This is a genomic window from Halomonas beimenensis (genome assembly GCF_002549795.1).
Taxonomy (GTDB): Bacteria; Pseudomonadota; Gammaproteobacteria; order Pseudomonadales; family Halomonadaceae; genus Halomonas; species Halomonas beimenensis.
This window is the reverse complement of the sequence record NZ_CP021435.1, coordinates 680,393-706,896: the sequence shown is the minus strand read 5'-3', so window position 1 is coordinate 706,896 and position 26,504 is coordinate 680,393. Positions and strand designations below refer to the sequence as shown.

23 protein-coding genes and 2 tRNA genes are annotated in these 26,504 nt (G+C 68.8%); 17 read left to right on the top strand and 8 right to left on the bottom strand.

The genetic code is table 11. The features are described 5' to 3' along the window. Positions 1 to 121 precede the first annotated feature (121 nt). Positions 122 to 1,579: a M48 family metalloprotease gene (locus BEI_RS03300; RefSeq protein WP_097788171.1), complete on the top strand. Its 1,458-nt coding sequence runs from the start codon at positions 122 to 124 to the stop codon at positions 1,577 to 1,579. 122 nt (positions 1,580 to 1,701) lie between these two features. On the opposite strand, the gene nadA is transcribed toward BEI_RS03300, so the two are convergent. The 4 genes from nadA to BEI_RS03280 form a co-directional block, all read right to left on the bottom strand. After that, entirely contained in the window at positions 1,702 to 2,730 is a 1,029-nt protein-coding gene (nadA, locus tag BEI_RS03295; RefSeq protein ID WP_097788170.1) for a quinolinate synthase NadA, read from the bottom strand. A gap of 296 nt (positions 2,731 to 3,026) precedes the next feature. Next, positions 3,027 to 3,102, bottom strand: a tRNA-Lys gene (locus BEI_RS03290). A 41-nt stretch (positions 3,103 to 3,143) separates the two neighbouring features. Continuing rightward, a tRNA-Lys gene (locus BEI_RS03285) sits at positions 3,144 to 3,219 on the bottom strand. A 216-nt stretch (positions 3,220 to 3,435) separates the two neighbouring features. Then, positions 3,436 to 4,308, bottom strand: a complete 873-nt coding sequence (locus BEI_RS03280; protein WP_227644559.1) for a choline sulfate utilization transcriptional regulator — start codon at positions 4,306 to 4,308, stop codon at positions 3,436 to 3,438. A 131-nt stretch (positions 4,309 to 4,439) separates the two neighbouring features. Here BEI_RS03280 and betC point away from each other — a divergent pair, with 131 nt between their 5' ends. From betC to BEI_RS03250, 6 genes are all read left to right on the top strand, one after another. Beyond that, positions 4,440 to 5,969 (top strand): choline-sulfatase, encoded by a 1,530-nt coding sequence (betC, locus tag BEI_RS03275; RefSeq protein WP_097788168.1) that lies wholly within the window; start codon positions 4,440 to 4,442, stop codon positions 5,967 to 5,969. Next, positions 5,969 to 7,618 (top strand): SulP family inorganic anion transporter, encoded by a 1,650-nt coding sequence (locus BEI_RS03270; RefSeq protein WP_227644556.1) that lies wholly within the window; start codon positions 5,969 to 5,971, stop codon positions 7,616 to 7,618. Before betC ends, BEI_RS03270 begins: the two co-directional genes overlap by 1 nt. Positions 7,619 to 7,852: 234 nt before the next feature. Continuing rightward, positions 7,853 to 9,502: a BCCT family transporter gene (locus BEI_RS03265; RefSeq protein WP_097788167.1), complete on the top strand. Its 1,650-nt coding sequence runs from the start codon at positions 7,853 to 7,855 to the stop codon at positions 9,500 to 9,502. Positions 9,503 to 9,701: 199 nt separating this feature from the next. Next, entirely contained in the window at positions 9,702 to 9,992 is a 291-nt protein-coding gene (locus tag BEI_RS03260; protein ID WP_097788166.1) for a hypothetical protein, read from the top strand. A gap of 99 nt (positions 9,993 to 10,091) precedes the next feature. Beyond that, the gene (locus BEI_RS03255; protein ID WP_097788165.1) at positions 10,092 to 11,669 is read left to right on the top strand and encodes a bifunctional GNAT family N-acetyltransferase/carbon-nitrogen hydrolase family protein; all 1,578 of its coding nucleotides are present in this window, start codon (positions 10,092 to 10,094) and stop codon (positions 11,667 to 11,669) included. Positions 11,670 to 11,673: 4 nt separating this feature from the next. After that, complete coding sequence (locus BEI_RS03250; RefSeq protein WP_097788164.1) at positions 11,674 to 12,471, top strand: M90 family metallopeptidase; 798 nt, start codon at positions 11,674 to 11,676, stop codon at positions 12,469 to 12,471. A gap of 52 nt (positions 12,472 to 12,523) precedes the next feature. Here the strand turns inward: BEI_RS03250 and BEI_RS03245 are convergent, their stop codons facing one another. Beyond that, the gene (locus BEI_RS03245) at positions 12,524 to 13,399 is read right to left on the bottom strand and encodes a LysR substrate-binding domain-containing protein (protein WP_097790985.1); all 876 of its coding nucleotides are present in this window, start codon (positions 13,397 to 13,399) and stop codon (positions 12,524 to 12,526) included. 106 nt (positions 13,400 to 13,505) lie between these two features. Here BEI_RS03245 and BEI_RS03240 point away from each other — a divergent pair, with 106 nt between their 5' ends. From BEI_RS03240 to BEI_RS03230, 3 genes are all read left to right on the top strand, one after another. Continuing rightward, on the top strand, positions 13,506 to 14,678 hold the full coding sequence (locus BEI_RS03240) for a TauD/TfdA family dioxygenase (protein ID WP_097788163.1): 1,173 nt from the start codon (positions 13,506 to 13,508) through the stop codon (positions 14,676 to 14,678). 77 nt (positions 14,679 to 14,755) lie between these two features. Further along, a complete protein-coding gene (locus tag BEI_RS03235; protein ID WP_097788162.1) occupies positions 14,756 to 15,685 on the top strand; it encodes an ABC transporter substrate-binding protein in 930 nt (309 codons plus the stop codon). Between the two features lie 80 nt (positions 15,686 to 15,765). Continuing rightward, complete coding sequence (locus BEI_RS03230) at positions 15,766 to 16,443, top strand: TVP38/TMEM64 family protein (protein WP_097788161.1); 678 nt, start codon at positions 15,766 to 15,768, stop codon at positions 16,441 to 16,443. Between the two features lie 12 nt (positions 16,444 to 16,455). On the opposite strand, the gene BEI_RS03225 is transcribed toward BEI_RS03230, so the two are convergent. Both BEI_RS03225 and BEI_RS03220 read right to left on the bottom strand, forming a co-directional pair. After that, on the bottom strand, positions 16,456 to 17,781 hold the full coding sequence (locus tag BEI_RS03225; protein ID WP_097788160.1) for a glycosyltransferase: 1,326 nt from the start codon (positions 17,779 to 17,781) through the stop codon (positions 16,456 to 16,458). Beyond that, positions 17,778 to 18,728 (bottom strand): LysR family transcriptional regulator, encoded by a 951-nt coding sequence (locus BEI_RS03220; RefSeq protein WP_097788159.1) that lies wholly within the window; start codon positions 18,726 to 18,728, stop codon positions 17,778 to 17,780. The genes BEI_RS03225 and BEI_RS03220 overlap by 4 nt, the downstream gene beginning before the upstream one ends. A 105-nt stretch (positions 18,729 to 18,833) precedes the next feature. Here BEI_RS03220 and BEI_RS03215 point away from each other — a divergent pair, with 105 nt between their 5' ends. Next, a complete protein-coding gene (locus tag BEI_RS03215) occupies positions 18,834 to 19,913 on the top strand; it encodes a tartrate dehydrogenase (RefSeq protein ID WP_097788158.1) in 1,080 nt (359 codons plus the stop codon). A gap of 3 nt (positions 19,914 to 19,916) precedes the next feature. On the opposite strand, the gene BEI_RS03210 is transcribed toward BEI_RS03215, so the two are convergent. Continuing rightward, entirely contained in the window at positions 19,917 to 20,825 is a 909-nt protein-coding gene (locus BEI_RS03210; RefSeq protein WP_097788157.1) for a class I SAM-dependent methyltransferase, read from the bottom strand. 94 nt (positions 20,826 to 20,919) lie between these two features. Here BEI_RS03210 and BEI_RS03205 point away from each other — a divergent pair, with 94 nt between their 5' ends. From BEI_RS03205 to BEI_RS03180, 6 genes are all read left to right on the top strand, one after another. Beyond that, on the top strand, positions 20,920 to 21,465 hold the full coding sequence (locus BEI_RS03205; protein WP_097788156.1) for a lipocalin family protein: 546 nt from the start codon (positions 20,920 to 20,922) through the stop codon (positions 21,463 to 21,465). A 198-nt stretch (positions 21,466 to 21,663) separates the two neighbouring features. Beyond that, a complete protein-coding gene (locus tag BEI_RS03200) occupies positions 21,664 to 22,659 on the top strand; it encodes a succinylglutamate desuccinylase (RefSeq protein WP_097788155.1) in 996 nt (331 codons plus the stop codon). Between the two features lie 263 nt (positions 22,660 to 22,922). Next, the gene (locus tag BEI_RS03195) at positions 22,923 to 23,693 is read left to right on the top strand and encodes an ABC transporter ATP-binding protein (protein ID WP_097788154.1); all 771 of its coding nucleotides are present in this window, start codon (positions 22,923 to 22,925) and stop codon (positions 23,691 to 23,693) included. Between the two features lie 25 nt (positions 23,694 to 23,718). Further along, the gene (locus tag BEI_RS03190; RefSeq protein ID WP_097788153.1) at positions 23,719 to 24,423 is read left to right on the top strand and encodes an ABC transporter permease; all 705 of its coding nucleotides are present in this window, start codon (positions 23,719 to 23,721) and stop codon (positions 24,421 to 24,423) included. Continuing rightward, positions 24,423 to 25,154 (top strand): ABC transporter permease, encoded by a 732-nt coding sequence (locus BEI_RS03185; RefSeq protein ID WP_097788152.1) that lies wholly within the window; start codon positions 24,423 to 24,425, stop codon positions 25,152 to 25,154. Before BEI_RS03190 ends, BEI_RS03185 begins: the two co-directional genes overlap by 1 nt. 290 nt (positions 25,155 to 25,444) lie before the next feature. After that, positions 25,445 to 26,212 carry a transporter substrate-binding domain-containing protein gene (locus BEI_RS03180; RefSeq protein ID WP_097788151.1) on the top strand — a complete coding sequence of 256 codons (768 nt, stop codon included), beginning with the start codon at positions 25,445 to 25,447 and terminating at the stop codon, positions 26,210 to 26,212. Positions 26,213 to 26,504: the final 292 nt, after the last annotated feature.

Sequence of the window (26,504 nt, the reverse complement as noted above, 5' to 3'; positions counted from 1 at the left end):
CAGAGGCATGCCGACGCGGCCTCGCCACCGCGAACGACATGAATGCTTGGGATTTAAAGGCACTTTCCCGGCCGAATCAATGTCGGAAGGTTCCGGCTTCCGTTCCCTCCCCCTGACGAGGATGGTCATGCTGCGTCGATTGCTGCCCTGTCTTCCCGCCCTCGCCCTGAGCCTGGCTCTGGCCGTCCCCGCCCTCGGCCAGAGCGAGACGCCCGACCTGCCCAGCCTGATCGCCGGCGATACCCAGGCCGTGAGCGGCGAAGAGGTTCGCCTGGGGCGCGCCTGGCTGCGCCAGTTCCGCGCCCAGGCACCGCTCTGGCAGGATCCCATCGCCCAGGACTACCTCGAGTCCCTGGTGGCGCGCCTGCTGCCCCACAGCCAACTGGGGGGCATCGATCCGGTGATCACCCTGGTGGCCAGCGAACGGCTCAATGCCTTCGCGGTGCCCGGTGGAGTGATCGGCGTCAATGCCGGGCTCTTCGCCTTCGCCGAGGGCGAGGCGCCGCTGGCCTCGGTGATCGCCCACGAGCTGGGACACCTTTCCCAGCGCCACTATGCACGGGGCAAGGAGCGCGCCGAGCAGGCCCGCATCCCCGCCATGGCCGCCATGCTTGCCGGCATGCTGATCGCCGCCGGGGGCGGCGGCGACGCCGGCATCGCCGCCGCCATGGGCTCCCAGGCCGCCCTCTTCCAGGACCAGCTGGCCTATTCCCGGCGCTTCGAGCGCGAGGCCGATCGCCTGGGCCTGCAGACCCTCGCCGACGCCGGCTACGATCCCCAGGCCATGGTCGAGATGTTTCGCACCATGCAGCACATGGTCGCCCTGCAGGGCGGCACCCCGCCGGAATTCCTGCTCACCCACCCGGTGACCGAGTCCCGGATCAGCGATGCCCAGGCGCGAGCCGACCAGGTCCGGGTCACCACGCCACGCGAGAACGACATCGAGTACCAGCTGGTGCGGGCCCGGGCCCTCCTGGCCATCCACGATCAGGAGCCGCGCCAGGCGGCCACCCGCCTGGCACGTGGCGGGGCCTCGGAGAGCGCCCGGCGCTACCTGGCGGCGCTGATCGATGCCGACGGCGGCCGCACCGACGCCGCCCTCGCCGCCCTGGATGCGCTCTCCGCCAGCCTGCCGGACCTGGCCCTGGTGCCCGTCTCCGCCGCCCAGGTCGCGCTCGACGCCGGCCGCATCGACGCGGCCATCGAGCGCGCCCGGCGCCAGCTGCGCATGATTCCCGACTACGCCCCGGCCCGGCTGGTGCTGGGCGAGGCTCTGTTGCAGCGTGACCCCGAGGAGGCCTATCGCGTGCTGCGCGACCTGGCCGGCCGTCGTCCCGAGGATCCCCAGGTCTTCACCCTGCTGGCCGAGGCCGCCGGACGCAGCGGCCGGGAAGCCTGGGGCCACCTGGCCCGCGCCGAGCACCTGCAGCTGACCGGCCATATCGACCGCGCCATCCGCCAGCTCGAGGTGGCCGAGCAGGTCGCGGAGGCCCAGGGCGACGCCAATGCCGCCGGACGCATCGCGCAGAGGCGCGAGGCCTTCCTCGGCTATCGGGAAACGCTGGAGGAGTTTGAGTAAGAGCTGGAAGCTGGAAGGCAGCATAAAGCGAGCCGCCCCAAGGACAAGTGCCTAGGGGCGGTTTTTCTTCCAGCTTCCAGGCGCGAAGCGCCGCTCTTCAAGCTTCAAGCTCTAGGCGAAGCCTAGCAATTGAAATCCAGCATCCGCTGCAGCGGCTTGAGGGCGGCCTGGCGCAGCTCGGCGTCCACCTGGATCTCGCCGGAGCCTTCGCGCAGGGCGGCAGCCATGTTGTCCAGGGCGTTCATCGCCATCCAGGGGCAGTGGGCGCAGCTCTTGCAGGTCGCGCCATTGCCGGCAGTGGGCGCCTCGAACAGGGTCTTCTCGGGCACCGCCTGCTGCATCTTGAAGAAGATGCCGCGGTCGGTGGCGACGATCAGCTTGTCATGGGGCAGCTCCTTGGCCGCCTTGATCAGCTGGGAGGTGGATCCCGCCACGTCGGCCAGCTCGACCACCGATGCCGGCGACTCGGGGTGCACCAGCACCGCCGCCTCGGGGTACAGGCCCTTGAGATCCTCGACGCCCTTGGCCTTGAACTCCTCGTGGACGATACAGGCGCCGTCCCAGAGCAGCATGTCGGCTCCGGTCTGCTTCTGGATGTAGCCGCCCAGGTGCTTGTCCGGCGCCCAGAGGATCTTCTCGCCGCGAGCCTTGAGGTGCTCGATCACGTCCACCGCGATGGAGGAGGTCACCACCCAGTCGGCCCGGGCCTTCACCGCCGCCGAGGTGTTGGCGTAGACCACCACGGTGCGGTCGGGATGGGCGTCACAGAAGGCGCTGAACTCGTCGGCCGGGCAACCCACGTCCAACGAGCAGGTGGCCTCCAGGGTGGGCATCAGCACGCGCTTCTCCGGCGAGAGGATCTTGGCCGTCTCGCCCATGAAGCGCACCCCGGCCACCACCAGGGTGTCGGCCGGATGACGGGCGCCGAACCGGGCCATCTCCAGGGAGTCCGCCACGCAGCCACCGGTTTCCTCGGCCAGCTGCTGGATGGCATCGTCGGTGTAGTAGTGGGCCACCAGGACGGCATTGTGGGCCTCGAGGAGTCGCTTGATCTCCTCGATGCGAGCCTCGTCCTCGGCGGGAATGCGCGTGGGGCAATAGGTGCGTGCCAGCTGTTCGCGCAGCTCGGCACGGGAAGTCATGATCGTCATCGTGTCTACCACTGTGACCGGCAGGGGCTCCCCCTGCATTGCACCAGGTGCCGCCGCACGTGCGCTCCGCACGCCGCGACACGCCAGAGGGTCAACCGTCGCGTCTACCGCCGTGGCCGACCCGCATCCCTTCTGGACAGCAATCGGAGAGAATCGATCGCTCCCCGCCAGAAGGATGACGCAGGGTGATCATGACGCGGCGGCGACCGCCTTGCAAGGCCATCCGACCGCTCGGGCACATTTCCGATCACCCATGCAGAACGCCCCTGCCTCGGGGGAGGCAGGGGCGTCATGTCTGGTGGGTCGTGTAGGATTCGAACCTACGACCAATTGGTTAAAAGCCAACTGCTCTACCAACTGAGCTAACGACCCGCAACGCATGGCGGCTCAGGCGCCATGTGTTCAGGCTCGGATGGTGGGTCGTGTAGGATTCGAACCTACGACCAATTGGTTAAAAGCCAACTGCTCTACCAACTGAGCTAACGACCCGTCCGAACGGGTGCAGATAATACGGATTCGCCCCCCGCCTGGCAAGGACTTTTTTGCCTTACCGGCCCGGCCCAATCGCCATCCGATACTAACGGAGGCGAAGCCCACCGAGGGTCCTAATCTCGCCCTGCCATGACAAGCCGACAGCTCCGTCATCGGCAGTCGGGCACGATCGGAAACGTGTGGGCTCCCCACCGGGGCGAGCCGCCACGTCACTCAGCCGGACAACAACCAATCCTGGAAGGCCTGCTTGGCGGGAGTGCGGTCGTCCGGCTGGACATCGATGACGCCATAGCTGTTGGGAGTACTCAGGCTCAAGGCCTCCAACCCCACCAGCATGCCGCGTTCGACCAGGTCATCGACCAGACCCCGCCAGCCTAGCGCCACCCCCTGCCCGGCGATCGCCGCCTGCACCAGCAAGGGGTAGTTGTTGAAGATCAACTCCGACGGCGCCTGATGGACCCGGCCTCCCAGGCGCTCGAAGTAACCCGGCCAGTCCAGCCAGCTCTGGCCCTGGTCGGCGGTCAGCGTCAGCAGCGGGAGCTCGCTCAGACGAGCCAGGTCGAGGATCGGGCCGTACTCGTTCAGGAACCCGGGGCTGCACACCGGGAAGACTTCCTCGTCGAGCAGGCGCGGCACACCTTCCTGGCCTCGGCGGTCGCCGAGCATGATGGCGATATCGACTTCCTGGCCCCGCCAGTCGAAGACGCCCTGGTTGGTCATGATCCGCACGTCGATATGCGGATGCTCATGCCGAAACCGGGGCAGGCGGGGAAGCAGCCAGTACGAGGCCATCGAGAAATCGGTGAGGATGGTCAGCCGCGGATTTCGATGGCGCTGCTGCAGGCGGTCGATCGTCCTATCGATGGTCGCGAACCCCTCCTGGACGCTCGCGAACAGGGCCTGTCCCGGCTCGGTCAGCCGCACCCCCCGATAGACCCGGTCGAACAGCCGCAGGCCGAGCTGTTCCTCGAGTCCCCGCACCTGCTGGCTGACGGCCGACTGGGTGGAACGCAGCTCCTGAGCCGCGGCGGTGAAGCTCAGGTGGCGGGCCGCCGACTCGAAGACCCGCAGGCCGTTGGGGGACACTCGCTTACTCGTCAATGACATTAACTCAGCTAATCCCAAGCATAAAAAATCACCGGATTTACAGGATACAAGATTAGTAGAGAGACTGGCATCGACTTCGACCCACCCATGACGACGCCTGGGAGTTCCCGATGCGCGATAACCAGCCGAATATCCTGTTCCTGATGGCGGATCAGATGGCCGCCCCCTCGCTGCCCTTCTACGGCCACAAGGTCGTCAAGACCCCCAACCTGTCGCGCCTGGCCGAAGAAGGCGTAGTCTTCGACTCGGCCTACTGCAACAGCCCCCTGTGCGCGCCGTCACGCTTCACGCTGATGGCCGGCCAGCTGCCGTCGCGGATCGGCGGGTTCGACAACGCCGCCGAGCTGTCGGCCGATACCCCGACCTACGCCCACTACCTGCGCGATGCCGGCTACCTCACCGCCCTCTCCGGCAAGATGCACTTCTGTGGCCCGGACCAGCTCCACGGCTTCGAGCAACGCCTGACCAGCGACATCTACCCCGCCGACTTCGGCTGGTACGTCGACTGGGAGGACGTCGAGAAGCGTCCGAGCTACTACCACAACATGTCGTCGGTCACCCAGGCCGGGCCCTGCGTTCGCTCCAACCAGCTCGACTTCGACGACGAGGTGACCTTCCACGCCCAGCGTTTCCTCTACGACTATGCACGCAGCGACCGGGAACGCCCGTTCTCCCTCACGGTCTCGCTGACCCACCCGCACGATCCCTACACCATTCCTCGCGAGTACTGGGATCGCTACGACCATGACGAGATCGACATGCCCCGGGTGCCCTATTCACGGGAACTGATGGATCCCCATTCCCGGCGCCTGCGTCATGTCTACCAGTGCGACGAGGACAGCGTCACCGACGACCAGATCCGCAACGCGCGCCGTGCCTACTACGGCGCCATCAGCTATGTCGACGATCAGCTCGGCAAGGTGCTCAAGGCCCTCGAGGAGACCGGGCTGGACGAGAACACCATCATCGTCTTCTCCGGCGACCATGGCGACATGCTCGGAGAGCGGGGACTCTGGTACAAGATGAGCTGGTTCGAGGGCTCCGCCCGTGTGCCGATGATCGTGCATGCACCGGGCCGCTTCGCCGCCGGCCGGGTCAGCCAGTCGGTATCCACCATGGACCTGCTGCCGACCTTCGCCGAGTGGGCCAACGGCGGCGAGGCTCCTGACTACGCGGTCCCGGTCGACGGTCGCAGCCTGAACCCCCATCTGACGGGCCAGGGCGGCCATGACGAGGTGATCGGCGAATACTGCGGCGAAGGTGCCATCGCCCCGCTGCTGATGATCCGCCGCGGCCGCTACAAGTTCGTCCACTCCGCGCCGGACCCCGACCAGCTGTTCGATCTCGAGGCCGATCCCCTGGAGCTGACCAACCTGGCCGAGGACCCCGACCATCAGGGGCTGCGTCGGCAGTTCCGAGACGAGGTCGCCCGTCGCTGGGATACCGAGAAGCTTCATCAGGAGGTGCTCGACAGCCAGCGCCGCCGCAAGCTGGTCGCCCGCGCGAACATGAAGGGCCAGGTCACGCCCTGGGACCATCAGCCCCGGTTCGATGCCAGCACCCAGTACATGCGCAACACCATCGACCTGGATGACCTCGAGGCGCGGGCCCGCTTCCCGAAAGTGGCCGCGGACCGCTGATGACCATGCCGTCGATCGGTGACGAATCCCGGCCGGCCCAGGGCAGCCAGCGACGCTGGCCGCCCTTCATGAGGGGGTGGGGGCAGCGGCCTCCCGGGTCGCTGCGCCGCGATGCCATGGCCGGCCTGACCGGGGCCGTGCTGGTGGTGCCGCAGGGCGTGGCCTACGCCCTGCTGGCCGGACTGCCCCCCCAGTATGGCCTGTACACGGCGATCGTCCCGGCGGCGCTGGCGGCGCTGTTCGGCTCCTCCAAGCAGATGGTCAGTGGGCCCACCGCGGCCCTGTCGATCGCCCTGTTCGCCACCCTGCAGCCCATGGCACAGGGAGGAAGCGCCGAGTTCCTGTCCCTGGTCCTGACCCTGACCTTCCTCGCCGGAGCCTTCCAGCTGCTGCTGGGGGTGGCACGGCTCGGCGTCCTGGTGGACCTGGTCTCTCACTCGGTGGTCACTGGCTTCACCGCCGGGGCGGCGGTGATCATCGCCGCCAACCAGCTGCCCTATGTGCTCGGGTTGCCGTCCCTGGACGGCAACGGCTTCCTCGATCTCTGGCCGCGGCTGATCGGGCACCTGGATCGGGGGCATCCCGACGCCCTACTGGTCGCCGGCGCCACCCTCGTGCTGTGCCTGGCCATACGACGCTGGCGCCCCGCTTGGCCGGCCATGCTGCTGGCCCTGGTGGGCGCCTCGCTGCTGGCCGGTGTGCTGGATCCGGCGGGCGGCGAGATTCCACGGATCATGGCGATGCCCGGCGGGCTGCCGCCGCTTTCGGCGCCGGACCTGTCCCTCGACACCCTGCAACAGCTGGCGCCCGGGGCCATGGCCCTGGGCCTGCTGGGGCTGGTCGAGGCCGCCGCGATCTCCCGGGCCTTCGCGGCCCGGGCCGGGGAACGGATTGACGCCAACCAGGAGTTCATCGGCCAGGGGCTGTCGAACCTCGCCGGCGCCTTCTTCTCCAGCTACCTCTCGTCGGGGTCGTTCACCCGCTCGGGACTCAATGCCAGCGCCGGGGCGGTGTCCCCACTGGCGGCGGTGCTCTCGGCCGTCCTGCTGGTCCCCATCGTGCTGATGGCGGCGCCGCTGCTCGAGCAGGTGCCGATGCCAGCCATGGGCGCCCTGCTGCTGCTGGTCGCGGCCAAGCTGATCGACCGGGACGGCATTCGTGAAGCCCTGGCCACCAGCCGCGCGGAAACCGCCGTCCTGATGATCACCTTCTTCAGCACCCTGATGCTCGCCCTGGAGTTTGCCGTCTACTTCGGCGTGCTGGCCTCGCTCATCCTGTACCTGCGTCGCACCACCCGCCCGCCGGTGGTGACGAGCGACCTCGCCCAAGCCCCGCTCTCGCTCCAGCGGGCCCTGGAGGCGTCCGATTGCGAGGTGGTCAGGATCGATGGATCGCTGTTCTTCGGGGCCTGCGAGTCGGTGGCCCAGCGGCTCGAGCAGACCGCTCGGCCGAACCTGGTGGTCCTCGCGGCGGGCATCAACTTCATCGACCTCGGCGGCATCCACCTGCTGCAACGGCAGGCCCGCCTCTGCCGGGCGCGGGGCGGGCGACTCTACCTCGCCTGGCCCAAGCCCGATGTCGCGTCTCGCCTGCAGCGCACGGGCGTGCTCGACGACGACCAAGCCCACGACAACGTGATAACGATCTAGGAGGCCATCCCCATGACACCACACGACACGCGCCCCCCGAGCGAGCGCATCGCCGATGACGGGTCGTCCCTCGCGGTCCGTCGGCCGGCATCCCCGCCGGCCTGGCCCTGGCCCTCACCAACCCTGCCAGGCCCCGCCTCGACGCCCGGCTACACTGGATCCAGGTATCCCAGGCTCTGCGCTGACACGACAACACTCCTCGATCAACCATTTCTTATAATAAGGAGACGTCCCATGAGTCCCCCTGACAACCCGGCATCGCCCCCCATGGCGAGCGACATGCAGACGGACTACACCGTCGGCCAGGACAACATCGAGGGCCATGTGGGCCCCTTCGATTTCGATATCCACAATCGGGTCTTCGTGATATCGGCGCTCGCCTCCATCGTCTTCATCCTGCTCACCCTGCTGTTCCCGGAGACGGCGGGGAACGTCTTCCAGTCCATCGTCGGCTTCTCCACCGGGACCCTGGACTGGTACTTCATGATCGTGGTGGATTTCTTCATCCTGTTCTGCCTGGCGCTCGTCGTCCTGCCCTACGGATCGATCCGGCTGGGAGGACCCAATGCCAGGCCGGAGCATGGCTACCTGTCCTGGTTCGCGATGCTGTTCGCCGCCGGCATCGGGATCGGGCTGCTGTTCTTCGGTGTGCTGGAGCCGGTCTACCATGCCAACGTCTCGTTGCCCCTGGGCATCGCCTCGCCGTTCGGGGCCGATGGGGCACTGAACCCGGAGGCGATTCCCGAAGCCAGCGCCATGGGCATCGCCGGGACCTATCTCCATTGGGGCATCCATGGCTGGGCCGTCTATGTGGTCATGGCTCTGGCGCTGGCCATCTTCACCTACAACAAGGGCCTGCCCTTCTCCATTCGCTCGGCGTTCTTCCCGATCCTCGGCGATCGTGTCTGGGGCTGGTGGGGACACGTGATCGACATCCTGGCGGTGTTTTCCACCCTGTTCGGACTGGCCACCTCCCTCGGTCTCGGGGCACAGCAGGCCAATGCCGGAATGAACTTCGTCTTCGGCCTGGAGGTCAGCATCACCACCCAGGTCGTCGTCATCATCCTGGTGACGGCGGTGGCCCTGGTGTCGGTCTGGCGCGGGCTCGAGGGGGGCGTGAAGAAGCTCTCCGAGATCAACATGATCATGGCCGTGCTGTTCTTTCTCTTCGTGCTGTTCGCCGGCCCGACGCTGGTGGCCCTGGACGGGTTCTGGACGGGGCTGGTGACCTATGCGAAGGAATTCGTCCCCCTGTCGGCCCCCTTCGGACGGGACGATGACGCCTATCGTCAGGCCTGGACCATCTTCTACTGGGCCTGGTGGGTCAGCTGGGCCCCCTTCGTCGGCATGTTCATCGCCCGGGTGTCGCGCGGGCGCACGATTCGCGAGTTCGTGATCTGCGTGCTGTTGATCCCCAGCCTGTTCATCTTCGTCTGGATGGGCGTCTTCGGCGGCACCGCCCTCGATCAACTCTATGCCGACCCGGCGGGCAGCCTGGTCAAGGACTACGTGATCGACGACTACAGCCCCGAGCTGTCGCTGTTCGGCATGCTGAACGAACTGCCGCTGTCGGGCCTGATGTCGACCCTGGGCATCATCCTGGCGTTGATCTTCTTCGTCACCTCGTCGGATTCCGGCTCGCTGGTGATCGATACCATCACCGCCGGCGGCAAGGTCGATGCGCCCCGGCCTCAGCGCATGTTCTGGGCGGCGGTGGAAGGGCTGATCGCCATCGTGCTGCTGATCGGCGGTGGCCTGTCGGCGCTGCAGGCCGGGGTCACGGCCACGGCGATCCCGTTCTCCATCGTGATGGTGTTGATGTGCTACACCATCATCAAGGCGCTGAACGGCGAGTTGCGCCAACTGCGCCACAAGACCACCTGACCCCCTCTCCCGCTTCATGATCCCCGCTCCCCCTGAATCCCGACGCCGGCCGTCGGGATTCAGGGGGCGTGTCATGGCGTGCCGACGCCGAAGGCTGATGGCAGGCTTGCACTTCAGATGATTTTTGAAAAGGTTTTGTATAGCATTCGTACAAGCGCACGGATGCCGGAATGCCATTCACCGGACGAGGAGGTGCCTCATGAAGCGCCTCACCACTGTCACCCTGAGTACCCTGCTCCTGCTGTCGGGTCCCGCCGTGGCCGATCATCATGGCGAAGAGATGGCGGCCCAGAGCGGGGTCGACACCGCCAACGCGCCGAGCGAGGACGTCATGAGCGACGACGCCAAGCTCCAGGACGAGCCCATCGTCGAGGACGGGGGGATCGAGAGTGCCGCCGATCCCGAGGGCGACGGCGAGCCGGCGCCCCCGCCGGAGGGCGAGCTGGCTCCCCAGAGCGGCGTGGACTCCGCCCAGCCCGAAGAGGACTGACGCCCTCCGCTCGCCCCCGGCAGCAGGGGCGAGCGCTCAACCGGCCGGGGGACGCCATGGTAGGATGCCTGTCCCACTGGCTGGTGCGAGACCCTAGCGATGTCCCTCGATGACCTGCACCTCAACCTGCGCAATCTCACGCAGGACGACTACCCGCAGCTCAAGATGCTCATGGACGCCGTCTACCACGACATCGGCGGCGCCTGGCCGGAGCACACCATCGACAAGCTCATCCAGGAGTTCCCCGACGGCCAGATCGTCATCGAGGACGATGGCAAGCTGGTGGGGGTCGCCCTCACCGTGCAGGTCGACTACGACGAGTTCTCCAATCCCCACCAGTACGACGACCTGATCGGGCAGCGCGAGACCATCCTCAACGACCCGGATGGCGACGCCATGTACGGCCTGGACGTGCTGATCCACCCGGACTATCGCGGCTACCGCCTGGGCCGGCGCCTCTACGAGGCCCGCAAGGAGCTGTGCCGCTCGATGAACCTGCGGGCGATCCTGGCCGGCGGGCGCATTCCCCAGTACCACCAGTACGCCGAGGAGCTCTCGCCGACGGAGTACATCGACAAGGTGGCCCGCAAGGAGATCCACGACCCCATCCTGTCCTTCCAGCTGGCCAACGACTTCCAGGTCAAGCGACTGTTGCGCAAGTACCTGCCCGAGGACGAGAAGTCCCAGGGCTATGCGACCCTGCTGGAGTGGAACAACATCCTCTTCGAGCCCGCGGAGCGGGTGCTGGAGAGCCGGCGGACCCAGGTGCGGGTCGGCGCCGTGCAATGGCAGATGCGCGAGTTCGACTCGGTCGAGGCGGTGCTGCAGCAGGTCGAGTACTTCGTCGACGCCCTGTCCGACTATCAGAGCGACTTCGCCGTCTTCCCGGAGCTGTTCAACGCCCCGCTGATGGGGTTGCAGGACCGCGCCGCCCAGCAGGACCAGCAGGCGGCGATCCGCTTCCTGGCCGGCTTCACCGAGCGCTTCACGACCGAGCTGTCCCGCATGGCGGTGTCCTACAACATCAACATCGTGGCCGGCTCGATGATCGAGCTGCGCGACGATGACCGCCTGTACAACGTCTGCTACCTGTGCCACCGCGACGGCACCGTCGAATCCCAGGACAAGCTCCACATCACTCCCCAGGAGCGCCGCGACTGGGTGATCGACGGCGGCGACGAGCTGCGCGTCTTCGATACCGACGCCGGCCGGGTGGGCATCCAGATCTGCTACGACGTGGAGTTTCCGGAACTCTCCCGCCTGCTCGCCGAGCAGGACATGGACATCCTCTTCGTGCCCTTCTGGACCGACACCAAGAACGGCTACCTGCGGGTGCGCCACTGTGCCCAGGCGCGGGCCATCGAGAACGAGTGCTACGTGGTGCTGTGTGGCAGCGTCGGCAACGTGCCCTCCATCGAGAACCTGGACATCCAGTACGCCCAGTCCTCGGTGTTCTCGCCCTCCGACTTCGCCTTCCCCCACGATGCCGTGCTCTCCGAGACCACGCCCAACACCGAGATGGTGATGTTCTCGGACCTGGACCTGACCCGGCTCACCGTGGTGCGCGCCGAGGGCTCGGTGACCAACCTCAAGGACCGCCGCAAGGACCTCTTCGACCTGCGCCTCCGCGACTGGTCCTGGAAGTCCGGCGGGCGCACCGGACTGGAGGAAGGCTGAGCCGGTGCTGGAACGGCTGCGCCGCTGGCGCGAGGCCCGCTTCGAGGCCCGCCACCCCTTCCCCGGGGACGCCTGGGCCGAGGCCCGCGCCCGGCTGCCGCTGCTCGGCACGGTGCCCGAGCCCGACGCCACGCGGCTTGGCCACCGGGCCTGGCGCTTCGTCCACGCCAAGCGCCTGAGCCGCCACCCCGAGCTGGCCGAGGCCATCGCCTTCGACGTGCCCGCACGGCTGGCCATCGCGGCCCAGGCCTGCCTGCTGACGCTCGGCTGGGACGAGCGGGAACACCGCGAGGCCTTCGCCGGCGTCCACGAGATCCTGATCCTGCCCGATGCCTTCCACCGCCGGGTGGAGGAACTCGACGAGTACGGGGTGATGCACGAGTACGACGACGAGCGGGCCGGCGAGACCTCCCACCAGGGGCCGGTGGTGGTGGCCTATCCCGACCTGATGGCCAGCGGCGGCCTGGACGGCTTCAACGTGGTGATCCACGAGCTGGCCCACAAGCTGGACATGGCCAGTACCCTGGATGCCGACGGCTTCCCGCCGCTGCCCGGCGACCTCGACCCGAGGGAATGGCACCGGGTCTTCACCGCCGTCTGGGACGACCTCCAGGCCCGGCTCGAGCACGGCGAGCCCACCCCCATCGATGACTACGCCGCCACCCATCCGGGGGAATGCTTCGCCGTGGCCTGCGAGACCTTCTTCAGCGCCCCGGCACTCCTTCACGACGGCTATCCGGCGCTGTACGACCTGCTGGCCCGCTACTTCCGCCAGGACCCGCTGGCCTGGTCCGCCGCCTAGACCGCCTCGGCCGCCACCATCCAAACGCGTGTGAGCCGAAGACGCATCCGGCCTACCCCCCTTCTCCCCGGCTGGCCACCAGCCAGTCCCACAGCCTCGCCGCCTCCTCCCGCGGAGCTCGTCGCCCGGGCCGCACCAGCCAGAATCCCTCGTCGCTGGGCACCGGCAGGTCCAGCGGCGCGACCAGGTCGCCACGCCCCTCGACCAGCCGCCGGTGGGTCAGGGCGACGCCGCCCCCCCGGGCGGCGAGCGCCAGGGTCATCACCTGGCTGTCGCAGGTCAGGCTGGCGCAGCGCGACACCAGGCCCGCCAGGCCGACGGCCTCCAGCCAGGTCGGCCAGCCCACGGCGAAGCCCACCGCGTGCAGCAGGGTATGGTCCGCCAGGTCGTCCGGAGTCCGGATGCGCTCGGACAGCGACGGGGCGCAGACCGGCAGCATCGCCTCCTCACCCAGCGACACCGCCTCCAGCCCCGTCCAGTCCCCCTGCCCGTAGCGGATCTCGAGGTCCGCCCCCTCGGGCCCGAAGTCGTCCGGCCAGATGGCGCTGACCAGGCGCAGCGCGATCCGGGGATGGGCCTGGCGGAAGGCCGACAGGCGGGGCGCCAGCCAGCTCTGCTGCATCACCGGGGTGGTGCGCAGGGTCACCGGCGACTCGGCCCCGCCGCCGAACACCTCCTGGGTGCCCTCCGCCAGGCGGGCGAAGGCGTCCTGGAGGCTCGGCAGCCAGGCCTGGCCGGCGGGCGTCAGGCTCAGGCTGCGCGGGTGGCGGATGAACAGCTTCTGACCGAGGCGGTCCTCGAGCAGGCGAACCCGTTGGCTGATCGCCGCCTGGGTGACGCCCAGCTCCTGGCCGGCGGCGGTGAAGCTCAGGGTGCGGGCGGCGGCCTCGAAGGCCTGCAGCCAGGTCAGCGGGGGCAAGGCACTCATGAAAAAGCCTGTCATAAGTTATTTTGGGTCAATGAGGCCAGATTAATCGTTTGTCAGCCAAGCGGCCAGCCGCCACCCTCTCGGCATCCCAGAACGAGGAGGAGAGATGAGCGACACCCCGACCGCCGAGCGACGCCCCACCCTGCCGATGGGCGAACTGGCCGAGCATGATCATGGCCCCGCCCTGAACGAGGCCACGGCCAGCCGCGCCCGCCTGACCCTGACCTGGGAGGACGGCACCCGGGCCGACTTCCCGCTGGCCTGGCTGCGCGACCACTGCGCCTGCCCCGAGTGCCGTCACGCCCTGACCCGGGAGCGTCTCTTCCTGCCCCTCGAAGCGCCTACCGAAGCCCCCGAGACCCGCGTGATCGAGGGCAACCTGGCACTGGTCTGGGCCGATGGCCACGTCAGCCGCTTCGATGCCGTCTGGCTCCACCAGCGCCGCCCGGGCGCCCCCGCACCGGACCCGGTGCCGCCCCGGCGCCCCTGGAGCGAGGCCTTCCGGCCCGCGCGCATCGCCCACGGCGACTTCGTCGCCGGCGCCGAGGGCGAGCGGGCCTGGCTGAGTGCCCTGCTGCGTGACGGCCTGGTGCTGCTCGAGGACGGTCCCCTGGCCGACGAGGAGGTCAGCCGGCTGGCCGGACGCATCGGGCCGCTGCGCGCCACCAACTTCGGCGCCCGGTTCGACGTCAAGTCCAAGCCCAACCCCAACAACGCCGCCTACACGGCGATCGGCCTGGCGCTGCACAGCGACCTGCCCAACTGGCGCCACCCGCCCGACATCCAGCTGCTCTACTGCCTGGAGAACGACGCCGAGGGCGGCGAATCGATCTTCGCCGACGGTTTCGCCGCCGCCGAGACCCTGCGCCGTCTCGACCCCGAGGCCTTCCGGATGCTCAGCGAGACCCCCATCGACTTCCGCTTCCAGGACGAGGCCCACGACATCGTCTGGCGCGCCCCGGTGCTGAGCCTCGACGATGCCGGCCGGGTCACCGAGGTGCGCCTCAACAACTGGATCCGCGACAGCCTGCGCCTGCCCTTCGAGGCGATCGACGCCTGGTATGCGGCCTACCGCACCTTCTGGCGGCTGGTCCACGATCCGCGGCACCAGCTGGAGTTCGCCCTGGCACCGGGCGAGATGGTCGCCTTCGACAATCGCCGGGTGCTGCACGGTCGCCGCGCCTTCGATCCCGAGAGCGGCCGTCGCCACCTCCAAGGCACCTACCTGGACCTCGACATGTGCGAGTCCCGCCTGCGGGTCCTGGCCCGACAGGGCTGATCCCCTGCCCCCGATCGCCGCCGCCCGACACTCAAGCTCGGCCCGGCGGCGGCTGACGACCACTCCAAGGAGATTCCATGCGCCTTTCCCTGCCCCCTGCCCTGCTGTCGCTGCCCCTGACCCTCGGCCTGGCGAGTCCCGCGCTCGCCGACGATGCCGTGCTGGACTTCGGCGTGCCCGCCTGGCCCGGCGTCACCGTCAAGACCGAGATCGCCGAACAGCTCCTCGCTGCTCTGGGCTACGAGTCCCGGCTCCACGAACTCGGCCTTCAGGTCGTCTATCAAGGGCTGGACACCGGCGACGTCGATGCCTTCCTCGGCGGCTGGATGCCCGCCCAGGACAACATGTACACCCCACGGGAAGCGAGTGGCGCCGTGATCAGCGTCGCCAACAACGTCGACGGCGCCCAGATGACCCTGGCGGTGCCCGACTACCTCTACCGGGAAGGCATTCGCAGCTTCGCCGACCTGGACGCCCACCGCGAGCGCTTCGACGGCGAGATCCACGGCTTCGGCGCCGGCTCGGCCGCCAGCGAGGTGCTTCACGCCGCCATCGACGAGGATGCCTGGGGACTCGGCGACTGGCAGGTGGTGGATACCAGCGTGGTGGGCATGCTGGGAGCCGCTCGCAACGCCATCTCCCGCGAGGAGCCCATCGTCTGGGTCGGCTGGACGCCCCACTGGATGAACCTCGAGCTGCCGATGCGCTACCTCGACGACCCCAGGGACCTGTTCGGCGAGAATAACGGCGAAACGGACGTGCTGACCGTGGTGCGCAGCGACTATGCCGAGGCCCACCCCAACCTGGTCGGCTTCTTCAAGCGGTTCACCTTCGCCGCCGAGGAACAGAGCTGGATGATCCGTGAGTTCGGCCAGAAGGAGCGTGAGGCCGAGGAGGTCGCCGCGCAGTGGCTGCGCGAGCATCCGGAGCGCGTCCAGGCCATGCTCGACGGCGTGACCACCCGCGACGGGCAACCGGCCTGGCCGGCGGTGCAGGCCAGCCTCTGATCGCCTCGGGACCGGCACCGCTTTGGCCATCGCCGCCGCTGCCGTATGCTGTGGCGCACGCTCACCAGGAAGCCCGCCACATGCCCCGTCGTCTCGGAGTCGTCGCCCTCGTCCTGATCGCCCTGCTCGCCCTCGGCGGGATGTGGCAGTGGCTGGCCATGCAGGACCTGCTGACCCTCGACAGCCTGATGGCGCTGGCCCGGGGTTCGGTGGCCTGGCGTGACGCTCCCTGGGCGGTGCTGGTGGTGATGGCGATCTACGCCGGGGCCTCGCTGGTGATGTTCCCGCTCAGCCTGCTGGTCGCGTTGACCGGACTGCTGTTCGGCCCCTGGTGGGGCTTCGGCCATGCCCTGGCCGGGACCCTGGCCGCCTCGGTGCTGACCTGGTGGGTGGGGCGCCGGCTCGGCCGCGATGCCCTGATGCGCCACGGCGGGAAGCACCTCAAGGGGCTCTCCCGCTACCTCGCCGGGCGCGGCATCCGCACCATGACCCTGGTGAACCTGCTGCCGCTGGCCCCCTTCACCCTGACCAACATGATGGCGGGGGCCTTCCACCTGCGCTTCCGGGACTACATGATCGGCTCGACGCTGGGCATCATCCCGGGCCTGGCCGGGGTGACCCTGCTGGGCAGTCAGCTCGGCGAGCTGGCGACGGCGGAGAGCCGCCAGGAGGTCGTCTTCTCCTTGCTGGGCCTGCTGGCGGGCCTCGGACTGCTCTACGGCCTCAAGCGCTGGGCCGAGCGGCGCCGGCGGCGCTGAGCCGGACGAGGGTCACTTCGACGGCACCTCGGGCTCGTCGGAGCGGCCGCCGGGCCACCAGGACGGGCGCTCCTGTTCCCACTCCTCCTGCATCAGGTGGCGCAGCAGACGGCCCCGGTAACGCAGCATCTGCCACTCCGCGCCCAGCCGGCCCCGTACCCGGTCCCAGCCGCCGTCGTCGGCGTGGGTGAAGGGACCGCCCCCGGCGATCGCCCGCCGATAGACCGCCAGGCAGCGTTCCGCGCAGAGCCCTTCATCGTAGTCGGCGGCGGTGACCAGGGCGCCGCGTCGCAGTGGCTCCCGTCTCTCGGGGTCGGCCAGGGCCGAGAGTGCCTCGGCCATGGCGGGAACGTCGTCCTCGGCCAGCAGTCGGCCGTTCTCGCCGTCCGTCACCACCTCGACCACCCCGGGGGCGGATACCGCCACCACCGGCAGGCCGCAGGCCATGGCTTCCGCCACCACCATGCCCTGGGTCTCGCTGTGGGAGGCGAAGGCGAAGACGTCCATGGCGTGATAGGCGTCGATCAGCGCCTGGCCCTGCAGGCGGCCGGCGAAGTGCACCCGCTCGGCGACGCCCTGTTCCGCGGCGATCCTCGCCATCCCCTCGGCGGCCTCGCCGTCGCCGACCACCAGGAAGTGGGCCTCGGGGCGTTCGGCCAGGGCCCGGCACACGGCCTCGGCCAGGAACCCGAGGTTCTTCTCCTTGGCCAGCCGTCCCAGGTGGCCGATCACGTAGGCGGTCTCGGGGATCCCCAGGCGCTCCCGGCACGCCGGTCCGTCCCCCTCGGCGAAACGGGCGGTATCCACCCCGCTCGGCACGACGCGAACCTCGGGGTTGCCCTCGCGGGCGAGCAGCAGGTCGCGGATGCTCTCGCTGGGGGCGATGACGGCGTCGCACAGCCAGGTGTACTGCGTGGCCAGGGCGATGGCGAAGCGCTGCATGCGCGGCGAGTCCCCCGGCACGTAGTGGGTATAGTGCTCGTAGAGGGTGTGGTGGGTGAACACCAGCGGCAGGCCGTAGGTCTCGGCGGCCCGGGCGGCGGTGTCGCCGAGCAGGAAGGGGTGATGGGCGTGCACCAGGTCCGGCTCGAAGGCCTCGATGGCATCGTAGAGCTGGCCGGGGATCGGCACCGGCAGGGAGAAGTCGCTGCCGTTGAAGTGCTGCACCGCCGCCACCCGCACCACGTCGGCCTCGAAGGCCGGCTGGCCCTCGAGCCGGGGCGCCACCACCAGGACGTGATGGCCGGCGGCCTGCAGCTGCCGCTTGAGCCGCTGCACCGACTCGCTCACGCCGCCGACGATCGGCAGATAGGTATTGGTGAACATCAGCACATTCACGTGGACGCCTCTCCTGTCGTGACACCCGGTAGCCTGGCCAGCGGTGGCACGCGACCGGCCATCTCCTGCTCAAGATAGGCGATGAAGGCACGGATCCGCAGCGGCACATGGCGGCGCCGATCATACACGGCATGGAAGTCGGCTCGCACGCCTTGCCAGGCCGGCAGGAGTTCCACCAGGCGGCCCTCGGCGAGATCCTCGTGAACGTCCCACCAGGAACGCAGGGCGATGCCGTGCCCGTCACGGGCCAGATGGCGAATGACCTCGCCGTCGTTGCTGGCCAGGGGCCCCGAGACCTTCACCGCCTGCTCCACGTCGGGGGCGTCACGGCGCTGGAAGCGCCAGAGGGCATAGTCGCTGGCGTTCTCGCGCAGCACCAGGCAGGGATGGGCCGTCAGGTCGGCGGGGGACGCCAGGGCCGGCATCCGCCGGGCATAGCCGGGGGCGGCACAGAGGATCCGGCGGTTGGCCAGGATGCGCCGGGCCACCAGCCGGGAATCCGGCGGCGTGCCGACCCGGATGCCGATGTCGAAGCCCTGGTCGGCGAGGCTGACGGGGAAGTTGCTCAGCTCCAGCGAGGCCTCGAGGCGCGGATGCCGGGCGCAGAAGGCCGACAGCAGCGGCGCCACATGGCGACGCCCGAAGCCGAAGGTGGCGTTGACCCGCAACGGCCCGGACAGCTCGGCCCGGTGATCGACCAGGGCCTCCTCCAGCTCCCCGAGTTCCTCCAGGATGGCCGTGCCGCGGCTCAGGTAGAGCTCGCCCTCGGCGGTGAGGGTCAGCCGGCGGGTGGTGCGCGAGGCCAGGGCCACGCCGAGGCGCGCCTCCAGCTGCTTGAGCCGCTTGCTCACCGCCGACAGCGACAGGCCCAGTTCCCGGGCGGTGGCCGTGAGGCTGCCGGCGCGGGCCAGCCGCTGGAAGAAGGCCAGGTCATCGAGAGGGGCCACCGGATTCTCCACTTCACTTCAACAATGAGTTGAATGATAACCCGATTATCTCGCCGGCGTGCAGGGTTAGACTGGCGGCTCCCGACACTGCTCAATGAGGACGCCATGACCCAGCGAATCGCCGTGATCCCGGGCGACGGCATCGGCACCGAGGTGATGCCCGAGGGCCGCCGCGCCCTGGAGGCCGCCGCCCGCCGCTTCGGCCTGGACCTGGCCTTCGAGGCCTTCGACTTCGCCAGCTGCGACTACTACCTGGAACACGGGAAGATGCTGCCCGACGACTGGAAGGAGACGCTGCTCGAGTTCGATGCCCTCTTCTACGGCGCGATCGGCTGGCCCGACAAGGTGCCGGATCACGTCTCGCTGTGGGGCTCGCTGCTCAAGTTCCGTCGCGAGTTCGACCAGTACGTCAACCTGCGCCCCTGCCGCCTGCTGCCGGGCATCGAGAGTCCCCTCGCGGGACGCCGGCCCGGCGACATCGACTTCTACGTGGTCCGGGAGAACACCGAGGGCGAGTACTCCAGCGTCGGCGGCGTGATGTTCGAGGGCACCGAGCGCGAGGTGGTGATCCAGGAGACGGTGATGACCCGCACCGGGGTCGATCGGGTGCTGAAGTACGCCTTCGACCTGGCCGCCACCCGGCCGCGCAGGAAACTCACCTCGGCCACCAAGTCCAACGGCATCGCCATCACCATGCCCTGGTGGGACCAGCGGGTCGCCGCCATGGCCGAGCACTACCCGGACGTCGATGTGGACCAGTTCCATATCGACATCCTCACCGCCAACTTCGTGATGCACCCCGACTGGTTCGACGTGGTGGTGGCCAGCAACCTCTTCGGCGACATCCTCTCCGACCTGGGCCCGGCCTGCACCGGCACCATCGGGGTGGCGCCCTCGGCGAACATCAATCCCGAGGGCCGCTTCCCGAGCCTGTTCGAGCCGGTCCACGGCAGCGCCCCGGACATCGCCGGGAAGGGCATCGCCAATCCCATCGGCCAGATCTGGTCCGGGGCCATGATGCTCGAGCACCTGGGCCATCCCGAGGCCGGCGCGGCCATCCTCGCCGCCATCGAGGCGGTGCTCGCCGAGGCCGACCCGACGGTGCTCACCCCGGACCTCAAGGGCCGGGGGACCACCGAGCGCCTGGGCCGGGCCATCGCCGAGCGCATCGGCAGCGACGGCTGAGCCTCAGGCGAGCCGCCAGACGCCCTCGAGGATCCGCACCCGGTCGTCCGCCAGGTTGGCGAGCAGGTTGCGGCCCATGGTGACGAAGTCCTCGCCGAAGATGAGGGTGGGGCCCGGCAGGGCGCGGTTCGCCTCGGCGGCGCCGATCGCTTCCTCTGGCGGGGCCTCGCGCGGGGCGGCCTCGCGCGGGGCGGCCTCCCGTCGACCATGCTTGCGCCGCCAGGCCAGGGCGGCCTCGGTGACGTCCTCCAGGTGGAGGGAACGAAAGCCGGCCTCGGCCAGGGCCCCCTCGAGGGCCGCGCGTGAGCTCAGGTGACTGGTCACCGCGCTCCGCGCCCAGGGCACCGGCAGCGCGAGGGGCGCCGGGTTGTCGCCGGCCACCACCTCGTGGAGCAGCAACCGGCCACCCGGCGCCAGCAGACGCCGCCATTCGGCGAGCACCGCGCCGCGATCCGGCATGTTCATCAACGCATGCTGGCACCAGATCACGTCGACGCTCGCCGACGGCAGGGGGAGCCGGGCGGCATCGGCACACAGGAAGCGGGTGCGATCGTCGAGTCCCGTGGCCCGGCTCAGCCATTCGGCCACGGCCACGAACGCCGGGGTGATGTCCACGCCCAGCGCCTCGACGCCGAACTCGTCGGCCAGGAGCCGACTGGCGCCACCGGTGCCGCAGCCCACGTCGAGGACCCGCCGTCCGGGCACCAGTTCGCCGCGACGCGCCAGGGCTCGGCTCGCGCCTCGGCCCCCCAGGTGCAGCTGGTCGATCCCGGCGATGGCATCCAGGGTCAGGTGATCGGGATCCTGGCCGGCCGCCCGAAAGGCCGCGCGGAGGCGGGCCGGCAGAGGCTCGCCCCCTTCCCGGGCCAGGGCATCGTAATGGGCATCGAGTCGGCGGGCGTGGTCGGTCATGGGCGGCCTCCTGGCGGATCGAGGCTACCAGCCTAGCGCCTTCGCCATCGCGCCCCTATCCTGCCAAGGTCGCTGTCGACAAGGAGTCCCCTCGATGCCGCACCCCCTTCCCCGGCTCTGCCCCGCCCTGCTCGTCCTCGGCCTCTCCGCCTGCACCGGCCTCCCGGAGGGCACGCGCGCCGTGGACGGCTTCGACCTCGACCGCTACCTGGGACGCTGGTACGAGATCGCCCGACTCGACCACTCCTTCGAGGAGGGGCTGGATTGCGTCACCGCCGATTATTCCCGCCTCTCGGACCGTGCCATCCGGGTCATCAACCGTGGCGTCGACCTGGCCGCCGGCGAGGTCGACGTCGCCGAGGGTCGCGCCCATCCGCTGGACGATCCGCGCGTGGGACGCCTCAAGGTCAGCTTCTTCGGTCCCTTCTACGCCGGCTACAACGTGCTGGCGCTGGCCGACGACTATGACTGGGCCCTGGTGGCGGGCCCCAGCCGGGACTACCTGTGGATCCTGTCGCGCGCGCCCGTGATGCCCGAGGCCACCTACGAGGCCCTGGTCGAACGTGCCGAGACGCTTGATTTCCCGGTGGAATCCTTGATCGAGGTGGAACAGGGCGAGGCCTGCGCCCCCTGGCGCTGAGCCGCCATCCCGTGTCGGCGAGGCCTCGCCGGGAGGGCGGGAGTTACAGCTTCGCACCCGCCTCTTTCATCCTGCCGACAGGCCCCCTTGAGCGCGAGGCGGGCAGGGACGAAGGTGTCTCGCAGCCTGAAAGAAGCGACACGTCAAGGACCGCCATGACCCTTCCGTTCCACCACCACCGAGCCGCAGGGGGCCGTGATGCTGGCTGAATGGCTCGATGCCAGCCTCGACGGCGCGCCCGGACTCGCCGGCGAGGGCTCTCTCGCCGGCGGACGCTACCGGATCCTCGGGGCCGGCCTGCTCGAACTCGTCCCCGCCTCGCCCTCCGCCTCGGCGCCCGCCCTGGTGCTCTCGGCGGGCATCCACGGCAACGAGACCGCGCCCATCGAGCTGCTCGGCGAGATCCTGGCCCGGCTGGAGGCCGGCCGGTTGACGCTGGGCAGCCCGGTACTGGTGATCCTGGGCAACCTGGAGGCCATCCGCGCCGGGACCCGCTTCGTCGATACCAACCTCAATCGGCTGTTCCGCCGCGGCCTCGACGCCAGTGGCATGGAACCCGACCGGGCCCGGGAGCTGATGACGGCGGTGGATGCCTTCTACGGGCGCCACGAGGGGCGACGTCGGTTGCACTACGACCTGCACACGGCGATCCGCGACAGCCAGTACCCGCGCTTCGCGGTGGAGCCCCATGCCGAGGCGATCACGCCGTCCGACCAGTGGCGCTGGCTGGCCGGCGCCGACATCCAGGCGGTCCTTCACCAGCATGCCCACAGCTGGACCTTTTCCCACTATTCGAAGCACTACCACGGGGCGGCCGCCTTCACCCTGGAGCTGGGCCGCGCCCTGCCCTTCGGCGAGAACGACCTGGCTCCCCTGGCCCCCATGGCCCGCCTGATCGAGGCCCTGTTGCAGGACCGAGCCCCCGCGAGCCGGCCGGCCGATCGCATGGTCTTCTTCCGCGTCCGCCACGAGCTGTTCCGACGCTCGGAGGACTTCCGGCTGTGCTTCGCCGACGACACCCCGAACTTCACCGAGTTCGCCCCGGGAGCCCGTCTGGCCGAGGACGCCGAGGCCGGCCCCTTCACGGTGGGCGAGACGCCGCTGCGGGTGGTCTTCCCGAATGCCCGGGTGGAGATCGGCGCCCGCGCCGCCCTGCTGGTGAGCGCGACCCCGCCACCGGCCGATCCCCGCTGAGGGGAATCCTCGGCAGGACGATACGCTACCGAACAACAACAATCTGGAGAAAGCTCATGACAACAACCCTTCGACACCTAGACCAAGGTCGAATGTCCAGCCGAACGACTCGACCTGCCGGCGAGCCGCAGGACTGGTAGAATCGCCCCCCTTTTCGCGCCCGACCGCCTCGCCCGGTCTCTCGGGGCCTTGTCCGAAGCACCACCGCCATCGGCCTGCTTCCGACAAGGCCCAGGTGATCCCCTGAACTGGAGCCCTTTTCCATGGCCGACACCCCGATCCCGCTGGAAGTGCGCAACATCAAGAAGCGCTTTGGCGACACCGAAGTCCTCAAGGGCCTGTCCCTCCAGGCCCACAAGGGGGACGTCATCACCCTGATCGGAGCCTCCGGCTCCGGGAAGAGCACCTTCCTGCGCTGCATGAACCTGCTGGAGCAGCCCGACGAGGGCGAGCTGATCGTCCACGGCGAGCCGATCCGCTTCAAGGAGACCAAGCACGGCCGCGAGCCCGCGGACTGGAAGCAGGTCGTCGGCATGCGCGCCAAGCTGTCCATGGTCTTCCAGAGCTTCAACCTCTGGGCGCACATGACCCTGCTCGAGAACGTCATCGAGGCACCGGTCCATGTGCTCGGCAAGTCCAAGCAGGAAGCCACCGACCACGCCCGCGAGCTGCTCGCCCGGGTCGGCCTGGCCGAGCGCGCGGACTACTACCCGGCCCAGCTCTCCGGCGGCCAGCAGCAGCGCGGCGCCATCGCGCGGGCGCTGGCCATGGATCCGGAGGTGATGCTGTTCGACGAACCCACCTCGGCACTGGACCCGGAGCTGGTCGGCGACGTGCTCAAGGTGATGCGCGACCTGGCCGAGGAGGGCCGCACCATGATCGTGGTGACGCACGAGATGGCCTTCGCCCGGGACGTATCCACCCAGGTGATCTACCTGCATCAGGGCCAGGTCGAGGAGGCCGGGCCGCCCGACCAGGTGCTGGGCAACCCGCGCTCCGAGCGCCTCAAGCAGTTCCTGGCCCCCAAGCACTGAGGCGTCACGCACGAGGAGATCTCCCATGATCGATCTGCACGGCTACGGCCCGCGCCTGTTCGAAGGCGCCCTGATCACCATCGAGCTGGCGGTGCTGTCGCTGATCCTGGCCATCCTGCTGGGCCTCGCGACCGCCAGCGCCAAGATGTCGCGTCACTGGTGGCTGCACCGCCTCGGCACCCTCTACACCACCATCATCCGCGGCGTGCCGGACCTGGTGCTGATGATGCTGCTGTTCTTCGGCGGCCAGATCGGCATCAACATGTTCACCGACTGGCTCTACTACCAGTTCGACGTGGACATCTTCATCAACGTCAACGAGTTCGTCGCCGGCGTGGTCACCATCGGGCTGATCTTCGGCGCCTACATGGGCGAGACCTTCCGGGGCGCCTTCCTGGCCGTGGACAGCGGCCAGATCGAGGCCGGGCGCGCCTACGGCATGAGCCACTGGCTGGTCTTCCGCCGCATCCGCTTCCCGCAGATGATGCGCCACGCCCTGCCGGGGCTGTCCAACAACTGGATGGTGCTGCTCAAGACCACCGCCCTGGTGTCGGTGATCGGCCTGTCGGACATGGTCCGGGTCGCCTCCGAGGCCTCCAAGGCCACCCGCGAGCCCTTCACCTTCATGATCATCGTCGCGGCCATCTACCTGCTCATCGCCAGCGTCTCCGAGTGGGGCTTCGCCCGCCTGCAGAAGCGCTATGACATCGGCTACGGGGAGGCGAACTGATGGAAGCCCTGATGAACTGGCTCGAGGCCCAGCTGGCCGACAACAGCATCTTCACCCTGCAGACCCTGGGGTACTACGGCGAGGGCCTGGTCACCACCGTCCAGCTGGTGTTCCTGTCACTGATCATCGGCCTGGTGCTGGCGGTGCCGCTGGCCATCGGCCGCGGGTCCCGGCACGCCTGGCTGCGCCTGCCGATCTTCTTCTACTGCTATGTGTTTCGCGGCACCCCGCTGCTGGTGCAGCTCTACCTGATCTACTACGGGGTGGTGTTCGTCGAGGGCATCCAGGACACCTGGCTGTGGCTGATCCTCGAGAAGCCCTTCGTGCCGGCGCTGATCGCCTTCACCCTGAACACCGCGGCCTACACCACCGAGATCTTCCGCGGCGCGATCAAGTCCACCCCCAGGGGCGAGATCGAGGCGGCCCGGGCCTACGGCATGTCCTGGGGCCTGATGATGCGGCGCATCGTGCTGCCCAGCGCCTTTCGCCGCGCCCTGCCCGCCTACGGCAACGAGGTGATCTTCATGCTCCACGCCAGCGCCATCGCCAGCGTGGTGACCATCATGGACCTGACCGGGGCGGCGCGCTTCGTCTACGCCCGCTTCTACGCGCCCTTCGACGCCTTCCTGTTCGTGGCGGCGATCTACCTCTGCCTGACCTTCGCGATCATCTACTTCTTCCGTCACCTCGAGAAACGCCTGCTGGCCCATCTCAAGCCGGCCAGCGGCTGAGCCGAGCGTAAAACAAGCGTTGGGAACCCTCGTTCGATCCCGACCTTTCGACCCGCCTCGCCTTCGGCTAAGGTTGGGCGGGTCATCACCCACAAGGGAAGCGCTGAGCAAATCGACGAGCGGCGCGAAGCACAAGGCGCACGGAGCACAGGAACCGAAGCCTATGGGATATAGGTGAGGATTCCGACCGGGCTGGCGTACCAGCACCGCGTAACGCAGTGATTTGCCCGCGCAGGCATTTGCGCAATGCTTCCCCAGGTGATTCATCAACAACAAGGGGAAAACCACCCATGAAGTTCCAGAAGATCCTGAGCATCGGCGTGCTGGGCACCGCCATGATCGCCGGCGGTGCCAATGCCGAGGTCCGCGACATCCGCATCGGCGTGGACGTGCCCTACGAGCCGATGGAGTACCGCACGCCGGACGGCGAGCTGACCGGGTTCGACATCGAGCTCGGCAATGCCCTGTGCGCCGAGATCGGCATCCAGTGCGAGTGGGTCGTCCAGGGCTGGGACGGCATCATCCCCGGCCTGCAGGCGCGCAAGTACGACGCCATCATGTCGTCCATGACCATCAACGAGCAGCGTCGCGAGCAGGTGCTGTTCTCCGATCCCTACATCACCCCGCCGTCCGCCTGGTTCGCGCCCATGGACGCCGAGATCGGCACCCCCTCCGACGAGACCCTCGAGGGCCTGACCATCGGCGTGCAGCGCGGCACCCTGCAGGACAACTACGTGACCGACATGTACGGCGACGTGGCCGAGGTGAACCGTTACGCCACCGCCGACGACATGGTCCTCGACATGGACTCCGGCCGTCTCGATGCGGTCTTCCTCGACTTCCCGATCGGCAAGTCCACCCTGCTGGAGAGCGAGGCCGGCGAATACAAGGTGGTCGGCGAGAAGATCACCGAGCCGGTGGAATACTTCGGCGAAGGCTTCGGCATCGCCTTCCGCCAGCGTGACCAGGAGCTGGCCGCGGCCTTCAACGAGGCGCTGGCCACCCTCAAGGAAAACGGTACCTACGACGAGATCTACGCCGAGTACTTCGGCGATTGATCGTCGGCCGCCCCGGGCCCGGCCCGGGGCGGCGACCGCCCGGAGGCGACGACATGACGTCCCTGCCCCCCGACTTCGCATCCCTCTCGACCCCGCGCCGCTCGCCCGCCTCGCGCTTCTACCTCAGCGAGTGGTTCGACGAATGAGCCTTCCGGATGGCCGTCCCGGCCGTCCCGGCACGCCCGTGCCCCGTTCCTGACGGCGCCCCGCGCCGCTGACGGCGACCCCGTCGCCACCTCGCCCCCGAGGCGAATCCCTGACCAAGATGCACCCGAAATCCAAGCCTTCACGG